Source organism: Bacteroides sp. AF29-11, from assembly GCF_003602895.1.
GTDB classification, from domain to species: Bacteria; Bacteroidota; Bacteroidia; order Bacteroidales; family Bacteroidaceae; genus Bacteroides; species Bacteroides uniformis.
The window spans coordinates 590,776-608,430 of sequence record NZ_QTLY01000001.1 but is presented as its reverse complement, the minus strand read 5'-3'; the positions used below and the strand labels follow the sequence as shown (position 1 = coordinate 608,430).

Sequence of the window (17,655 nt, the reverse complement as noted above, 5' to 3'; positions counted from 1 at the left end):
ATAAAAATTAACCATGAAAATATTAAGTAAATTATCAGTAATCGCTTGTTTGTGTTGGGCTACATTGGCATCGTGTGAGTCTCCTGATTATGAAACAGGCCGTACTGCTCAAGTGAACGGACTGATGAGTGTTACCATACAGATTCCGGGAAATCCATCGAAATTTGCAGCCACCAAGACTGGACCTTATGAAGAAAATGAAGAGATTATTGTTAAGGTACCTACGACAGATGAAACCCCGTTGGATCTAACACGTCTTATCTGCATGGTGAATGTAGAACACAATTGTTATGTTACTCCTGCGGTTGGTGGTGAGATGGATTTTACAAATCCTTATCCTATAACGGTAGTGGATGCATTGGGAAATAAGCATCATAACACGATTCGTGTAGTGCCTACTCCTCCGAAGACTAAATATGCTAAATTATGGGAGAAAAATGCCGCTTTACTGAATATGTCATCTAATACTACCGGTTTGGCTTTCTATCAGAACTACTTGGCTATTCAAGAGTACAATGCTCCTATTAAATTGTATGATAGAAATAGCGGTGAGTTTGTGAAGGAAATCCCTGCAGCAAGTACCTTTATGATGAGAGCTCGTACAGATGATGCCGGTCATTTGATTACAAACCGTGAAAATGTTTATGGTGCAGGATTTATGGTCTATTACTATTCAGAGGAGACTCAAGAACATATTAATCTATTGAATTGGACAGCTGATGCAGGATGTCCCGATGATTTGGGTTATAACATGAGTGTGAAGGGGGATGTAACTAAAGGAGTAGCTTATATTTATGGTATGTGTCCTCATAATATGGAAATTTATTATTGGAAATTGGAGGATGGTCAATTGGTAACTCCTGATGCAAAACCGAATGTACTTCGTTATGGCCCTGCTGGTGGCGATTGGACCAGCGCTCCAATGATACAACGTGCAACTCTTGAAGATGATTCTAAGCATTATATTGCTTATAATCGCTATTCTGGCGCTACCGGCGATGACGCTGCTTATAAAGCTAAATTTAGTATGTTTACTCCGGCTTATGAAATTACGTCTTTGAATCAAGACAATCACGAGTATCGCATCTTAGGATTTAATGTGTTCAATATTGAAAACGAGACTTATTTAGCGTTGAACGACCAGCAAGCGGACACTTGGTCTGGTGGCGTTTCTACATTGAGTGTTTATGATATTACCGACCCGTCTAAGATGGAATTGGGACCTGATGATGCAGGTTATGATAAGTTCTGTTTATTCAGGGGTGAATGGTCTCCTTATGCTACAAGTTATAACTCTTGGGGTGATTTGACTACTGCCATTGTGCCTACAGATACTGGATATGATATTTATATTGCAACTTGTGTGATTGGTGGTGATACATCCCAAACAACAATACGCATGTATAAGATGACTTGGTATCGCCAATAAGAAGTAACATGTAGCTGGTGATTGATAGGCGGGAATTCGTCTTAAGAGTGATAATCCCGCCTATTTTTGTTTTTTGGGTTTTTATTAATTAGTTTATCGGACTTAGATTATGACATGTAAGAAAGTACTTTTTTCCCTTATGGCTTTATTGAATATTTTTACAGTATGGGGACAAAAAGAGACATTGAAATTCAATCAGAATAGAACATTTAAAATAGTACAGTTTACGGATGTCCATTATAAATATGATGATCAGGTCAATTCTCAGGTAGCACTGGATCGTATGAATGAGGTCTTGGATATAGAGAAGCCCGAATTTGTAATATTCACGGGAGATGTTGTGGTTTCTAACGAATCTTTTAAAGGGTTGGATATAGTGTTGGACGTTTGTATCAAACGTAATATTCCTTTTGCTGTCGTATTTGGTAATCATGACGACGAATACGATCATACCCGTCCGGAACTCTATGACTATATTGCGAAGAAGAAAGGCAGTCTAATGCCTACCCGTATAAGTGAGGTGGTTCCGGATTATGTGCTGACTGTGAAATCTTCAAAAGATAAGAATAAAGATGCGGCATTACTGTATTGCATTGATTCTCATTCTTATACTCAAATTAAGTCAGTTCCGGGTTATGATTGGATTAAATTTAATCAGATAGCTTGGTATCGTGAGCACAGTAAGAAGTTTGCAGAAAACAACGGAGGTATACCTCTGCCTGCATTGGCTTTTTTCCATATTGCTCTCCCAGAATATAAAGATGCATTACTGGAAGATAAAAACCGTTTGTTTGGTTGTAAGGGAGAAATGGTATGTTGTCCAACTACCAATTCTGGCTTTTTCACTTCAGTTAAGGAGTGTGGTGATGTGATGGGTATCTTCGTTGGACATGATCATGATAATGATTATGCAGTAGCATATAAAGAAGTGTTGTTGGCTTATGGTCGTTATACAGGTGGAAAAACTGTTTATAATGATTTGTCTTCTAATGGAGCTCGTGTCATTGTTTTGCATGAAGGTGAACGTAGGTTTGATACTTATATTCGCGTAGCTAATAATGAGATGGAATCTTTTGTCACTTTTCCCAACAGCTTCTATTAATAGAAATTATACTTTCAAAAAAGGTAATTATGAAATATTTATTATTGTTTCTTTTTTCTCTGTTTTGTACTGTGAATATGTACTCTAATGAGAAAGTGGGTTTAACATTGATACCTCCCGGCAAAATTTCAAATAAGATAAATTTGGATATACGTGGAGGAATTGTGAATAGGGGTAATTCTCTGCAAACTTATCAAGTTTCCCTTTTTTGGGATAAAGAGAAAAAATCTGCTTTATTGTGTGATACAACTTTGAAAATATCATCAAGTAAATCGGATGTTGTGAAGATTATGATTCCCATGAAAGATAAAGTGGGCAAGCATAAGGTGATTTTGAAGGTGTCTGATGGCAAAAGAGTATATCGTAAGACAAAAGAAATAGAAGTAATTCAATCGGACATTCGTTCCATTCAGCAGATTTCAGGTGCTTGGACCGGAATCTATCATTGGAGTGAAGAGGAAGGTAAGCACTGGAATCAAGATATCAAAAAGATGACCGATGACCATTGGAGAGAGATGATTCGTTCCATGCACAAGATTGAGATGGATATGGTGGTAATTCAGGAAGTATTTCGCCATCAAGCTTATATCGGAAGTTCTACTACCGTTGAGGATTATCCGGGGAAGGCTTTCTATCCTTCTAAATTATATCCCGGCCGTATGGACATTGCAGCTGAAGATCCTATCGAAGCCATTCTCTCGGAAGCGGATAAGCAAGGAATGCAAGTATTGATGGGGGTTGGTATGTTCGCTTGGTTCGACTTTACCCCCGAGTCCTTGGAATGGCACAAACGGGTTGCCAAAGAACTGTGGGATATGTATGGGCATCATGAGTCTTTTTATGCTTTCTATGTATCCGAAGAAAGTGGTGGGGGCCTAAATAACTGGGAACCAGATCCACAACGCAGTAAGGAAAGAAAAGTTGAAATAGTACATTTCTTCAAGGAATTTAAGGAGTTTTGTAGTGCTTTAGCTCCTGAGAAACCCATAATGCTTGCCACTAATAGTTTTGATGTCCCTGTTGGGATGGATACTTATCCGGAATTATTGAAATATCTGGATATTCTTTGTCCATTCGGCTTTGCACGTATGCCGGCAACCGATATAAGCGGCAAAGAGGCTGCCGATTTGTTGCAGAAGGTTTGCGATGAGGCGAATGCGCACTTGTGGTTCGATCTTGAGGCTTTTCTATTCAATCCGGACAATTCTTTGTATCCCCGTCCTATAGAGCAGATTATTCATGATTTGAATCTGTTTGACAATTTCGAGAAGATCCTTTGCTATCAGTTCCCCGGTGTTTTCAACGATCCGGAGATGTCTATCCGTGTGGGCGAAGCGCGTACAATCAACTTGTTCAATGGGTATATGAGATATTTGAAAGAACTGAAATATAGGAATAAAACACGTAAATAAAAAGAAAGTGATGAAGCGCTGTTATCTATACCTGTTTATCCTAATAGAGATGTGTTGCCTGTCGGAGCTTTCTGCTAAGAGTTGTGGCAAGGTTTTCAAAGGGAATGATCCGGCCGTGAGATATGTTGGCAGAACGCTGGTTTCCTCGGACGGGTCGGTATCTTTCGATTGGGTGGGCACCTATTGGGAGACTCGTTTTACGGGCGGAAGACTCTCTTTGATAGTCTCTGAAACCGGAACAAGCTACTACAATGTGTTTGTGGATGATGAACTGCACCGGGTTGTAAAGGTGTGCGGGACAGATACTCTAATTAATGTGGTGTCGGGGATAGATAAGCGTCTTCATAGCTTGAGGATGCAAAAACGTTCTGAGGGAGAGTTTGGAAAGACAACCATCCACCGATTTGTGCTCTCTGCTTCGGGACAGTTGCAGGCAAGTCCTACTGTGCGTACCCGTCATATTGAGTTTATCGGCAACTCGCTTACTTGTGGGTATGGGGTGGATGGTAGGCACCGTGATGAGCCTTTTGGGGTGGAAACGGAAAACTGTAATCATGCCTTTGCAGCCATGGTAGCCCGCTATTATGATGCCGATTATACGTTGGTTGCCCATTCGGGCAGAGGAGTAGCCCGTAACTACGGTGATTCGGTGAGGGTGTCGAAAGTAACGATGAAAGACCGAATGCTAAATACTCTTGATGAAGACCTTACTGTTAAATGGAATTTCACGGGCTATCGACCGGATTTGGTGGTTATAAATTTAGGCTCGAACGATTTTTCTACAGAACCGCATCCTTACAAGAGAGAGTTTGTAAAAGCTTATATGCAGATAATAGCACAGTTGCGCGAGCATTATGGGAATATTCCTATTCTCTGCCTTTATCCGGTTGCTATGCAGGCTCCGGTGTTCAGTTATTATGAAACAATAGTGTCTGAATTGAATGATCCGAAACTCTTTCTGCTGAGGCTGGATGAAGGACTTTATAACAGGACAACAGATTTGGGTGCAGCCTGGCATCCCGGATACAGTGGACATAGGAAAATGGCTATGTGGATAATTCCTTATATCTCGACCCTCATGGGGTGGGAATTGGCTGATAAAATTATTGAGTAAAACAGAAAAAAAGAACAAGAGATGAGAAGACGTGATTTTATAAGATATTTAGGCTTGGGAAGTGTGGCTGTGACCATACCCGAAGCTATGCATGCAGTTCCTGCTGCCGCCACCACATTGTGTTCGGACAAGAAGACCAAGCCTATTTCGGGCTCTTGGTTTGAATTTCAACATTCGGCAGCCGAAGGCGGGTATTGGAATGAAGCATTGGCCCATTTTACTGCCGACCAATGGCGCAGGAAGGTGTTTGAAATCCGTGAGGTCGGTATGGAGTATTTGGTTTTGATGGGAGTGGCTCGTGCCGGCAAACCCTTCTATCCTTCTAAAATTGCTCCTCGGATTCCAATGGGGTGTGATGACCCGCTGGAAGCTGTCCTTTCTGCGGCAGATGAATGTGGTATCAAATTTTTTGTCAGCAATGATTTTTGGGGCGATTTAGATGCTTACAACATGATGTTGGACAAAGGAGTACAGACAGTTCGTTTCCAGGCGATGGAAGAGATAGCTGAGAGGTACAGTCATCATGCGTGTTTTTATGGGTGGTATTTCCCGAATGAAGCCATGCTGCAACCTTATTTTGTGGATGCTTGTGTGAACTATGTCAATGAGACTGCGGCATTTGCCCAACGCCTGACGCCCAATTGTGTGAACCTGATAGCCCCTTATTTTATCAAGGAAGCCCGTTTTGATGATCATTTTGTTCGTCAGTTGGAGAAGATGAATATTGATATCATAGCCTATCAGGACGGGGTGGGAGTGAACCATACTTCATTGGAAGACTCGGCCAAGTTCTATGAAATATTGTATAAGGCGCATGAAAAAGCTTGCAGGGCTCGTTTGTGGGCAGATGTCGAATTGTTTTATTTTGAGGATGGAACCGGTGGTAATTTGCTTCCTGCTGATTTTGGCAAACGCATTATCAGGCAGCTGGAAGCTGTGTCCCCTTATGTGGATAAGGTGCTCTGCTATCAATATTTGGGCATTATGAACAAACCTGATACAGATATTGTGGCAGGGCATCCGGATTCTATAAAATTATATGAGCAATATACAGAATGGTATAATCATTATCAAAAGAAGTGTGAATGAAAAAAGTGTTTCTCTTGACTTTATTGGTTCTGTTTGGTACCTTTGAAGTAAAAGCTGCTTTTAAAAAGAACGAAAAGAGAATTTTGTCAGAGCAAGTGCTGAAGGATAAGGTGAAAGGTGCTTGGGCCGGGCAAACGTTAGGGTGCAGTTATGGTGGTCCCACCGAATTCAAATTCCTGGGAACTATTATTCAGGATTATATTCCCATTCCTTGGAATGAACACATGGTGAAAAAATGGTACGATAGCTTTCCGGGACTTTATGATGATGTCTATGTAGATTTGACATTTGTCGAAGTCTTTGAAAGATGCGGTTTGGATGCTCCGGTGGATTCGTTTGCCGTTGCCTTTAAGCGAACGGAATATCCCTTGTGGCATGCCAATCAGGTAGCGCGCTATAACCTGCTGCAAGGAATGAAAGCTCCTCAGAGCGGGCATTGGAAGAACAACCCTCATGCCCATTGTATCGATTTTCAGATTGAGGCTGATTTTGCCGGAATTATGTCGCCTGGGATGCCCAATCAAGCGGCTGAAATTTGCGATAAGGTAGGTCACATCATGTCTTATGGCGAAGGTTGGTACGGGGGGGTGTATGTTGCAGCCATGTATTCTTTGGCCTATGTCAGTGATGATATGGAGTATATTGTGGAAGAAGCCCTTAAAATCATACCGGAGGAAAGCGATTTTCACAAGTGCATGTCCGATGTCATTCGTTGGCACAAGAAATATCCCAATGACTGGAAGCGTACTTGGTTTGAACTGCAGAACAAGTGGAGCGAAGAAATCAGTTGTCCCGAAGGCATCCACAATTCTTTTAATATCGGTACGAAAATCAACGGGGCCTACATCCTTTTAGGATTGCTCTATGGAGAGGGTGATTTTACAAAAACCATTGATATCTCTACCCGTGCTGGGCAGGATTCTGACTGCAACCCGGCATCGGCAGCAGGTATATTGGGAACCATGATAGGTTACAGCAACATTCCCGAATACTGGAAAGGGACTTTGTATGAGGTGGAAGACCGGCCTTTTTCTCATACAGACATAAGTCTGAACAAGGCTTACGAAATGACTTATAAACATGCTTGTGATATGCTCCGGAAGCATGGAAATGCGAAAATAGGGAATGCTTTTGAAATCAAGCGGGAGGATATTCGTCCTGTTGCGTTGGAAGTGGCCTTTGAGGACCTGAAAGTTAGTGGCAAACTTACTGTTGAAAAATCGATAGATGAGGTGAATCCATTCACTTTCGTAGGCACAGGTCTGGTGGTGAAGGGGTACGTCGCAGGTGCTCTTCCGACAGACTATACGGCCGAAATGGAGGTGTATATAGATGGGAAATTGCATGAGACCACTGCTTTGCCTCAGGAACTCAATCACCGGAAGTGCGAGTTGTTCTTCTGCTACGACTGTCCGGTGGGTAAGCACGCAGTGACTTTTAAATGGAAAAATCCCGTGTCCGGCGGAAAGATATGGATTACCGAAATTATAACCTATACAACGAAATGACAGCCATGAAAAAAAGAATGATTCTGGCAACCTTGTCTTCTTTGTTGCTATGTATGGCAGCTTGCAGCAATAAGCAGCTCCCCACAAGCGAGGATATCTTGACAGAAGCTCGTGCTGTGAAGACATTGAACGCTTATGATGAGATGAATTGTGTGGTGTATGATATGAAGGTAACTCCTGCCTCGCCTAAAAGTTCGATAGACCGTTTTGTCAGTGATGACTGTGTAGAAGGTGCAGGAAGTTTTGAAATCAGATACTCTTTTTCCGGCAATTCTTCCGAAGCGGAATCGGTGTATATCCAGCAAAGTGGTGGAGACTACCGCAGTGATTTATCTTTTCATCCTCTGGGACTTTCCATTTGGGTGAAGGGTAATAAGAACAACAAGGGTACATTCCGTTTTATGATAATTCAAGATGCAGGCATGTTCACCCAGGGGACACTGCACGACAAAGGGCGCTGGCAATTCTTTGAATATGTGGACAAAGAGGTGTTGACTCAAGAAGAGTGGACTCGGGTGGTGATGCCATACGAAGCCTTTACTTTTGTCAAGGGACATGATATGGGGGATAATAAACTGATGCTGAACCGCTTTGAGGGGTATCGGATAGAAGTAACCAATGATGAGGGTGTAATGTGTACCGGTTCGTTCTGCATTGACAATCTGGAGCAGTTGACTTCTTATGCTCCCGAGTTCAAAGGGGCTCCAAAGTTTTCCAGTGTGTTTATTCAATTGGACGGGGTATATGAAAACACCGATTGGGATAAGGAGTTTAAAGCAAGCCAAGAGGTGGGCATTGATACCTGGATTATACAGTATGCCGAGGGGTTCAATGACCGTGCAGAAGAAAAAACTTCTTTTTATGTTCCAACAAAACTTCCTTGGGTCACGAAACAATATGATATCATGAACCGGATGTTCGAGGCTGCCAAGCAGAATGGAATGAAGCTTATCGTAGGGCTTTATCCCGGTGATTATAGCAAAAAAGACACTGCAAGCCCCGAGCAATACGATTTCCTCGTAGAGCGGAACAAGCAGGTCTTTGATGAACTGTTTGCCCTTTGGGGAAATCATCCCTGCCTGGATGGTTGGTATATAACGGAAGAGTTTCACGATGGCTCCTATCCCGTGGGGTGGCAGCAAGAACCTTCACTCTCCATGCTGGCCAACTATTTGCAGACGGTGGCGGCTTATATAAAGTCGAAATCTCCCAAGGAAGTCTGCATCGCTCCTGCCTTGTGGCGTGGCATGCCGGCCGATCTTTGTGGGGAGTGGTTCGGTAAGATATTTGCCCAAACACCCGATATTGATGTTCTTTATCTTCAGGACATAGGCGGACGTTGTCTGGTGGACTTTGATGTGGATCTGCCCAATTGGTTTGCCGAAATAAAGAAAGCCTGCGATGCCAACGGAGTGATTTTCGGGGTAGACATCGAGTCGTTTAAGGAATGCTGGTGTCCGAAGATTACAATGCGTACCAAGCCTTGGTCAGAGTTGGAAGAACAATTAAGGGTTGCCGGAATGTTTACCGATCATATTACGAATTTCAGTTGGGCTACCTTTAAGCCGGGAACGGACACTTATGAAGGTTATAAGAGGTATATTGAAGGAAAATGACCTATTGCTGATGCAATAAAATAGCTCATTAGCGGAATTGGTAGTGTTTAATCAATAAAAAACAAATATTTTTTATGAATCAGTTCATCAAAGAAATACAAGAACAACCGGAAATGTTGGAACGTACTCTTGGCTATTATCATTCAAGAGAAGGAAAGGAGCGTTTGGATGCTGTCTGTACTCTGTGGACAACCGGTGACTATGACAAAATAGTACTTACCGGTATGGGAAGTTCTTATTTTGTATCGCAAGCTGCCGCGACCATGATGACCGCTTATAATATACCCGCTTTTGCTATCAATGCCGGGGAGCTATTGCATTTTCAGTCTTCAGTTCTGACAGAGCGCACTTTATTGGTTGCCATCTCACAGTCAGGCGAGAGCTATGAGGTGATTGAACTGCTTAAACAACTTGGTGAACGGCATCATTCACGGTTGACAGTGGTTGGGGTCACAAATGAGTCTGGAAGTTCTTTAGCGGCGATGGCTACTCTCAGTCTGCTATGTAAGGCTGGGAGGGAGGAAATGACATCTACGAAGACATTTATCACCACCTATCTGGTAGTGTATCTGCTTGCAGGAGCATTGGATGGTCGCAGGGTGGATAATGCTCTTTTAGATAGTGTCGTTCGGGAAGTCGGTCTTCAGCTTGAGAAAGGGGGGATTTATTTATCCCGTTCGGTCGCTTTTTTAAGTGGGCATCCGTTTGTTCAAGTGATAGGCAGGGGTACGGTTTTTGCAAGCGCTGCCCAAACCGCCCTGATGTTTATGGAGGCTACCAAGACTCCGGCTTCAGCTTTGTTGGGCGGTGAGTTTCGCCACGGCCCACTAGAGATGGTAGGCCCTGGCTTTATCTGTATCATTTATGCGCATTCACGGTCCGGTGTTTATCGGCAGAGCATCAGGCTTATGGCTGATGTTCTGTCTTTTAATGGTAAAGTGATCCTGGTGTCGGATATCTCCTCCGGCATTGAAAGTGTGAATTTGCTGGAAATCAATGTTCATTGCGGAGACCCTGATTTGTTTGCAATTCCGTCCATTGTTCCTGTTCAGCTGATAGTGAATGCTTGGGCGGAAGAAATGGAACTAGTGCCCGGCAGTTTTACACATGGTGCTAAAGTGACTTCAATAGAATAATGATGGGACGAAGAAAGGTAGCCATAGGAGTCGATATCGGAGGCACAAAGATCAGTGCGGGTATTGTTGGCGGAGAGGGATTGGTTTATGCTTCTCCCCGTACTATTGCAACTAATCCGAAAGAACCCGGCGAAGTAATTATTGCCAATTTGTTTTCTCTGTTGAAAAATATTCTGGCTGATGCTGCGGATTACGATATTCAGGGCATTGGTATCGGGTGTACCGGACCTCTCGATATAGGTAAAGGTATACTGCTGGATGTTGAGAATCTTCCCACTTTGAACTATTTTCCGTTGAAAGACACCGTTGAACAAGCATTTCCGTTGCGGGTGATCCTTGATAATGATGCCAATGCGCTGATTTATGCAGAGGCATTATGGGGAGCGGGTCGGAATGCCGGTTCAGTCCTGGGTTTCACTTTAGGAACGGGGATAGGATGTGCTTGGATTAATGGAGGAAAAGTATGGCGTGGGCATTCCGGTTGTGCTGGAGAAGTATGGACTTCACCTTATAAAGAAGGGATATTGGAAGATTATGTATCCGGCAATGCCGTCACCCGTCTTTATAAAGAATATACAAAGGAGGAGTTGCCGGCTTATCGTATAGCCGAACTGGCACGGTCCGGTGATAAAATGGCTTTGCAGGTATGGGATGCTTTTGCCCAGGCATTAGCTCATGCTTTGTCATGGACAGTGAATATTACCGATCCCGAAATTGTCATCATAGGCGGATCTGTTCTGAAATCTTCCGATTTATACTGGGACAAGGCAGAGTGGCTATTTCGTAAATTCATTTGTCGTTCAGCAGCCCGGCATACTACTTTGCTGCCTGCAGCCTTGGGAGACAATGCCGGATTTATTGGTGCGGCTGCATTAATATTAAAATAACAAGAAACTATGAGAAAACTCTTTTTTATACTGTTGATATGTAACATGTTGTTTGTCAATGCCCAATCTCTTGAACTGGAGAACTGGAAGATTATCAATTCTTCCGAGCTAAACGCCGGAGCTGCTGAGGTTTCGCAATTGTCTTATCCCACTGCCGGATGGTATCAGGCCACTGTGCCCACTACCGTGTTGAACGCTTTGGTGAAGGAAAACGTATATCCTGATCCGAGAATCGGCCTGAATAATTACCTGATTCCGGATGTGTCGGATGAATTTAATGCCCGGATGGATCTATCTAAATACAACTACCTGAAAAGTGGCCGTAATCCTTGGCAAGATCCATACTGGTATCGTACGGAAGTCGTTCTTCCCAAATCATATAAAGGCAAGAAGGTATGGCTGACCTTGAACGGCATCAACTACCGGGCAGATGTCTGGGTAAATGGTCGTCAGGTTGCTGATAAAAAAGATATTGTGGGTATGTTTCGTCGCTTTAAACTTGATATAACCGGATATGCCCGTGCCGGAGCCAACAATTGCATTGCGATAAAAATTTATCAGGTGGATCATCCGGGCGTCCCGACTCCCGGCACCCAGTTGAAAGTATTCGGTCCTGTACGCGGACATTCCTACGATATCTTTAAGGATGAGACATTGAAGATATCCGGTGGCTGGGATTGTGCTCCCGTGGTTCGCGACCGGAATATGGGTATCTACCAGAAAGTGATAGTGGAAGCCACGGACGAGGTGTTGATTGAAAATCCTTTTGTTATCACTACTTTACCAAAGTCCACTACCATGCCTATGAAGGTTGACACTGGGCTTGCAAAGGTCAATATTAAACTTGAAGTGAGGAATACTTCTGCAAAGCTTGTCGAGGGAAAGGTGAATGCTTGGATTACATTACTCAACGAAGTCAAATTTCCCACTTATACCAAGCATATGGAGGGATACCTCAAGCCAATCAAGCTGACGAAGAAAGTAGCCCTGCGTGCCGGTGAGAGAAAAGTAGTGGAACTGACCCCTGAGGACTTTCCTTCCTTGCTGATAGAAAACCCGTATTTGTGGTATCCGAATGGGTATGGCGAGCAATACTTGCATCACATGAAACTGTCTTTTAGCATCGGTGGAAAAGTGTCCGATACCAAAGAGTTTGATTTCGGAATCCGTGAGGTGGCAAGTGGACTGAACCGGGTGGGAGATGAATGTGGTCGTGTATATTATGTGAATGGCAAGCGGATATTCTGTAAGGGCGGTTGGATACAGCCGGACATCTTGTTGGAGGAATCTGAAAAACGTATCTATGATGAAGCCCGCTTGATGGCAGAGGCGAACATCAACCTGATTGGCAGTGAAGATATGCCGTCTCCTTCTGAAACCTGGTTTGAAAGTTTTGACAAATATGGCCTGATGTGGTGGCATGTTTTCTATCAATGTTTCCGTATGACTCCCGGAACTGAAACTGCTGACAATCCTCTGGATCATGGTCTGGCGGTGGCAGGAGTGGAAGATATGATGCTCCGCTATCGCAATCACCCTTCTATTATTTCATGGATAGGAGCCAATGAGGTCTTGATGAATGAAAGCTTGTACAAGCTGACCAAGGAGAAAGTGAGGAGTATCGATACTACGCGTGTTTATCTTCCGACTACCAGTTTTCATTGGGATGTAGACGCCTTGACTCCTTATCTGAAAGAAGATCTGCCAACAGGTACGACGGATGACGGTGCGCCCGACTATAATTGGGCGCCTTCTTCCTACTTCTTTGATAAAGTGCGTGAGGTCCATTTGCAGATGTTCCGCAATGAACTGGGGATGCCTTCCATGCCGACGTACAACAGCCTCCGGAAATTTATTCCTACCGCGGAGAGTACGGCTAATGTAAACAGCCCTATTTTCCCATTGGATAGCATTTGGGCTGAACATGGTGCTTGGGATGTAAGTAATTATTGCTATCGCTCTTATGACAATGCCATTCGCACAATGTTCGGTGATCCGAAGACGGCAAAAGAATATGCCGACAATGCCCAGTTTCTGAGTGCCGATGGTTATCGCGCTATGTTTGAAGCGGCTAATCACCGGATGTGGGATATTACTTCCGGTGTGATGATTTGGAAGATTAATTCTTGCTGGCCCGATGTGTGCTGGCAGATATACGACTGGTATCTGGCTCCCAATGCTTCTTATTATTTTGCAAAAAAAGCTATGGAACCGGTGCACGTACAGTTGAATGCGAATGATTTCAGGGTTTCTGTGATTAATGCCTCCCATCAGACACTGCAAGACGTGAAAGTGACGGCTAAAGTTATCAACAATGACATGGAAGTGGCTTGGGAGGACTCCCAGCGGATAACTGTTTCTCCCGATTGCTATCAGGAGATTGTTACGGTGCCCCGGTGTGGAAAATACTCTTATAATTACTTTGTGAAGCTGGAGCTGCATGATAAATACGGTAAACTTCTGTCCGAGAACCTATATTGGTTCTATTCCCAGCATATGGATTTCTTTTGGTTCACTTCTATGGAGAAACCGGAATTGAAGGAGGAGGTTGAAGTTACCAAAGAGGAAGGGGAATATGTCTTTTCTATTTGTTTGAAGAACGAATCGGATCGTTTGTCCCATTTCAATCATCTGACTTTGCTGGACGTCCGGGGTAAGGAGATTAATCCAGTATTCTGGAGTGACAATTTTATTACGCTCTTTCCGGGAGATGAAAAGGTAATAACGGCTCGTGTGGCAGTATCCGATGCCGGAGATACACCTCCTGTGTTCTTCCGGGCACGATGATGAATAGATTGAATTTATTTATAATATAGTGTTATGAAAAAAATTATAGTGATTGGCAGCTCCAATGTGGACATGGTGGTGAGAACTTCTCATCTGCCTGCTCCCGGTGAGACGATTCTGGGAGGGGAATTCTTTATGAACCAGGGTGGAAAAGGAGCAAATCAGGCTGTTGCAATAAAGAGATTGGGCGGCAATCTGATATTTATGGCAAAATTGGGGAATGATGTATTAGGTCGGCAATCTGTCGGTTATTTTAAAAAGGAAGGAATTGATACAAGATATATTGCTCTCGATGAAGATTCTGCTTCCGGAGTAGCTCTGATCAGCGTGGACGATCATGCGGAGAATAGTATTGTAGTGGCATCCGGTGCCAACATGTTGTTGAACGAACAAGATGTAGATAAAATGTTGGAGGAAATGTGTGAGGGAGATATCCTCTTGATGCAATTGGAAATTCCGCTTCAAACAGTGGAGTATGCTGCCAGAAAGGCTTTCGGGAAAGGAGTGAAGGTGGTGCTGAATCCGGCTCCTGCCCGCAGTCTTCCCAAAGAATTGTTCCGGCATCTGTACATGGTCACTCCGAACCGCATCGAGGCGGAGATGCTTACGGGCATAAAGATTGCCAATGATGCCGATGTTGAGAAAGTGGCGGAAGAGATTTGCGCGATGGGGGTAAAGAATGTAATTATCACTTTGGGTTCGAAAGGATGTCTTATAAGGGAAGAGGGCGTTTCTTATCGTATAGATGCTTTCAAAGTGGAGCCTGTTGACACTACAGCTGCCGGAGATACGTTTAATGGGGCTTTGTGCGTAGGATTGTCAGAGGGCATGGACTTGAAACAAGCTGCTGTGATGGCTTCAAAAGCTTCATCCATAGCTGTAACCAGAATGGGAGCCCAGTCTTCTATTCCTTACCGTGAAGAGTTGTAATCATTAAAAACAATATTAAATATCACGATTATGTTTATAGTTGAAAGTTACGGATTGGCGGTAGCGTTGTGCTGGGTCACGATGTTATGCTGGGGATCATGGGGAAATACTCAAAAATTGTCAGCCCAAACATGGCGCTATGAATTGTTCTATTGGGATTATGTGATTGGTATACTTCTTTTTTCTTTGGTTTGGGGCTTGACACTGGGCAGCATTGGAGAAGGGGGACGCGGATTTATGCAGGACTTGCAGCAAGTTGGTATGGAGAATTTTTGGAGCGCTTTTCTGGGTGGCGTCATATTCAATGCCTCGAATATATTGTTGTCGGCTTCCATGTCGTTGGCTGGTATGTCGGTTGCTTTCCCGATAGGGGTGGGGTTGGCGTTGGTATTAGGCGTATTTGTCAATTACTTTAGTGTACCGAAGGGGGATCCTGTCACTCTTTTTGGGGGGGTCTTCTTGATTGTGTTGGCCATTGTTTTTAATGGGATTGCTTCCAGTAAAGTTTCTGAAGTATCAGGTCAGACTGTCCGAAAAAGAGGAGTTCTGATCGCTGTCTGCGCTGGTATTCTGATGGCGTTTTTCTATCGTTTTGTCGCCGCTGCTATGGATTTGGAAAATCTGGAATCGCCTGCTGTTGGTATGATGACTCCGTATTCTGCCTTGTTTGTGTTTGCAATAGGTATCTTTATCAGTAACTTTCTATTCAACTCTTTGTTAATGAGGAAACCTTTTACGGGGGTGCCTGTGGCTTACAGTCAATACTTCAAAGGAAATATGAATACTCATTTGGTTGGTATTTTGGGGGGTGCCATTTGGGCGTTGGGAACAGCGTGCAGTTATATTGCTGCCGGAACAGCCGGTGCTGCCATTTCCTATGGGTTGGGACAAGGGGCTACGATGGTTGCCGCATTATGGGGGGTGTTTATTTGGAAGGAATTCAAAGGGGCTTCTAAATCTACTAATCTATTGATTGCCTTGATGTTTATTCTCTTTATTTTAGGTTTGGCGTTAATTATTACGTCCGGTGGCAATTGATCTTTTATTAATTAAAAAAATGTGTATATTATGAAGAGGATTTTTCTGCCAATCCTATTGGGGGTACTGATGATATCAGCCGTACTGCCGTCGGCAGTAGTTTTTGCTGGCAATGATGTTCCTGGCCGACAGAGAAAACAGAAGGTGAAGGAATCTGTTTTGAGGGTGAAGCCCATTACTGGTACTTGGATAAATCTGGCATATAAGGATGTACGTAATAGATATACCAATCCGCAGAGTTTTGATAATACGGATCCGGAATTATGGAAAGCTAAAGTGCGGGAACTGTCAGCTATGGGCATTGAATATCTGGTATTCATGGAAGTTGCCAATGAGGGTAAGGCTTATTATCCCTCTCAATTAATGCCCTGGTGGTATGATAAAGATAAACAGAGTCCTGTGGAAGCCATTCTTGATGAGGCTGCCCGATATGACATGAAGGTTTTTATGAGTACTGGATGGGCAAAAGACCAGGATGATAATTTGCAGGATCCTGCTATCAAACAACGCCAATTGCAAATTATGGAGGAACTGGCCGTCTTTTATAAAAATCATAAAGCCTTTTATGGCTGGTATTTGCCGGTAGAGGATTGTCTTTGCCCCATTTTTGCAGAACATGCTGTACAATCGGTTAATGCATTGACCAAAAAGGCAAAAGCATTGACTCCGGATAAGAAGACACTGATTTCTCCTTATGGTATCGGACTGTCTGATTTTGATAATCCGGAGTATGAGAAACAATTGGCAAAGCTGAAAGTCGACATCATAGCCTATCAGGACGAAGTGGGCTGTGTACGCGATAAATTCATGTTGCCTCGCTTAAAGAAGACTTGGAAACGGTTGAGAGACATCCACAACCGTCTGAATATTGAGATGTGGGCCAATTGTGAGACTTTCACTTGGGAACAGGGAACCAACGACCGTTCTTCGGCCTTGATTCCTGCCGCTTATCCGCGTCTTTTATCTCAACAAGTGGCTGCTTCTGTGGCAGGGGTTGACAGGATTATCTCATTTATGGTTTGTGGAATCATAGAAAGCCCCACGTCAACTTATCAGTTGGGGCAACCGGTGTGGTCACATAAAGTATACAATGACTATATGGCCTGGAAAAGGCGGATTGGCTGCTGGCAATTGGCCGAAGCTGCCTTTATGGAGAGATTGGCTAACGGGGCTACCATTGACATGGTGTTGGGAAAAGCGGATTTGAAGGCATTGCTTGATGGCAGGGTTGCCGAGGAAGACAGTAAAGATGCCCGTTGGGTGAAATTCGAGAAAGGTTATCATGAGCTTGTGGTAGATTTGCAGAAAAAGACCAGACTACGGAAAGTCATGCTTCGTATGCTGGACTATAATTTAGATGGAATAGGTATGCCGCTGAAAGTTTATCTGTTCACTTCGTTGGATGGAAAAGAATATAGATTAGCTTCTATCAAGGATACTCCCCATTTCCCGAACAATCGGCATGATGCATGGATTGAAAACTTGTTATTTGATCAATTGGATGAAAGCATCCGTTATATGAAGGTGGCTTTCGAAGCTTCGCAACAAGTGTATATGGATGAGTTGTTTGTTAATCCGGTGATAAAATAAAGACCAGTTGAGATGAG

The 17,655-nt window shown here is 43.5% G+C and carries 13 protein-coding genes; all 13 read left to right on the top strand.

All coding sequences use genetic code 11. From position 1 onward, the window contains the following. The first annotated feature begins 13 nt into the window (after positions 1-13). A complete protein-coding gene (locus DWZ03_RS02290) occupies positions 14-1,429 on the top strand; it encodes a hypothetical protein (RefSeq protein WP_035447310.1) in 1,416 nt (471 codons plus the stop codon). Between the two features lie 139 nt (positions 1,430-1,568). After that, the gene (locus DWZ03_RS02285) at positions 1,569-2,531 is read left to right on the top strand and encodes a metallophosphoesterase family protein (RefSeq protein ID WP_035447308.1); all 963 of its coding nucleotides are present in this window, start codon (positions 1,569-1,571) and stop codon (positions 2,529-2,531) included. Between the two features lie 290 nt (positions 2,532-2,821). Continuing rightward, positions 2,822-3,943, top strand: coding sequence for a DUF4434 domain-containing protein (locus DWZ03_RS02280; protein WP_310591724.1), 1,122 nt, complete (start codon positions 2,822-2,824; stop codon positions 3,941-3,943). 10 nt (positions 3,944-3,953) lie between these two features. Next, on the top strand, positions 3,954-5,057 hold the full coding sequence (locus DWZ03_RS02275) for an SGNH/GDSL hydrolase family protein (RefSeq protein ID WP_064774936.1): 1,104 nt from the start codon (positions 3,954-3,956) through the stop codon (positions 5,055-5,057). 21 nt (positions 5,058-5,078) lie between these two features. After that, positions 5,079-6,146, top strand: a complete 1,068-nt coding sequence (locus tag DWZ03_RS02270; protein WP_035447304.1) for a DUF4434 domain-containing protein — start codon at positions 5,079-5,081, stop codon at positions 6,144-6,146. Beyond that, on the top strand, positions 6,143-7,654 hold the full coding sequence (locus DWZ03_RS02265; RefSeq protein ID WP_057281453.1) for an ADP-ribosylglycohydrolase family protein: 1,512 nt from the start codon (positions 6,143-6,145) through the stop codon (positions 7,652-7,654). The genes DWZ03_RS02270 and DWZ03_RS02265 overlap by 4 nt, the downstream gene beginning before the upstream one ends. A gap of 5 nt (positions 7,655-7,659) precedes the next feature. Next, positions 7,660-9,270 (top strand): DUF4434 domain-containing protein, encoded by a 1,611-nt coding sequence (locus DWZ03_RS02260; RefSeq protein WP_057281530.1) that lies wholly within the window; start codon positions 7,660-7,662, stop codon positions 9,268-9,270. A gap of 74 nt (positions 9,271-9,344) precedes the next feature. Further along, a complete protein-coding gene (locus DWZ03_RS02255) occupies positions 9,345-10,406 on the top strand; it encodes an SIS domain-containing protein (RefSeq protein ID WP_035447300.1) in 1,062 nt (353 codons plus the stop codon). Beyond that, positions 10,406-11,293, top strand: a complete 888-nt coding sequence (locus DWZ03_RS02250) for an ROK family protein (RefSeq protein WP_227186983.1) — start codon at positions 10,406-10,408, stop codon at positions 11,291-11,293. The genes DWZ03_RS02255 and DWZ03_RS02250 overlap by 1 nt, the downstream gene beginning before the upstream one ends. A 9-nt stretch (positions 11,294-11,302) precedes the next feature. Then, positions 11,303-14,080 carry a glycoside hydrolase family 2 protein gene (locus tag DWZ03_RS02245; protein ID WP_035447296.1) on the top strand — a complete coding sequence of 926 codons (2,778 nt, stop codon included), beginning with the start codon at positions 11,303-11,305 and terminating at the stop codon, positions 14,078-14,080. Between the two features lie 33 nt (positions 14,081-14,113). After that, positions 14,114-15,010, top strand: a complete 897-nt coding sequence (gene rbsK, locus DWZ03_RS02240; RefSeq protein WP_035447294.1) for a ribokinase — start codon at positions 14,114-14,116, stop codon at positions 15,008-15,010. 30 nt (positions 15,011-15,040) lie between these two features. Then, positions 15,041-16,048, top strand: a complete 1,008-nt coding sequence (locus tag DWZ03_RS02235) for a GRP family sugar transporter (RefSeq protein WP_057281451.1) — start codon at positions 15,041-15,043, stop codon at positions 16,046-16,048. Positions 16,049-16,078: 30 nt separating this feature from the next. After that, the gene (locus tag DWZ03_RS02230) at positions 16,079-17,638 is read left to right on the top strand and encodes a DUF4434 domain-containing protein (RefSeq protein WP_057281450.1); all 1,560 of its coding nucleotides are present in this window, start codon (positions 16,079-16,081) and stop codon (positions 17,636-17,638) included. The last annotated feature ends 17 nt before the right edge of the window (positions 17,639-17,655 follow it).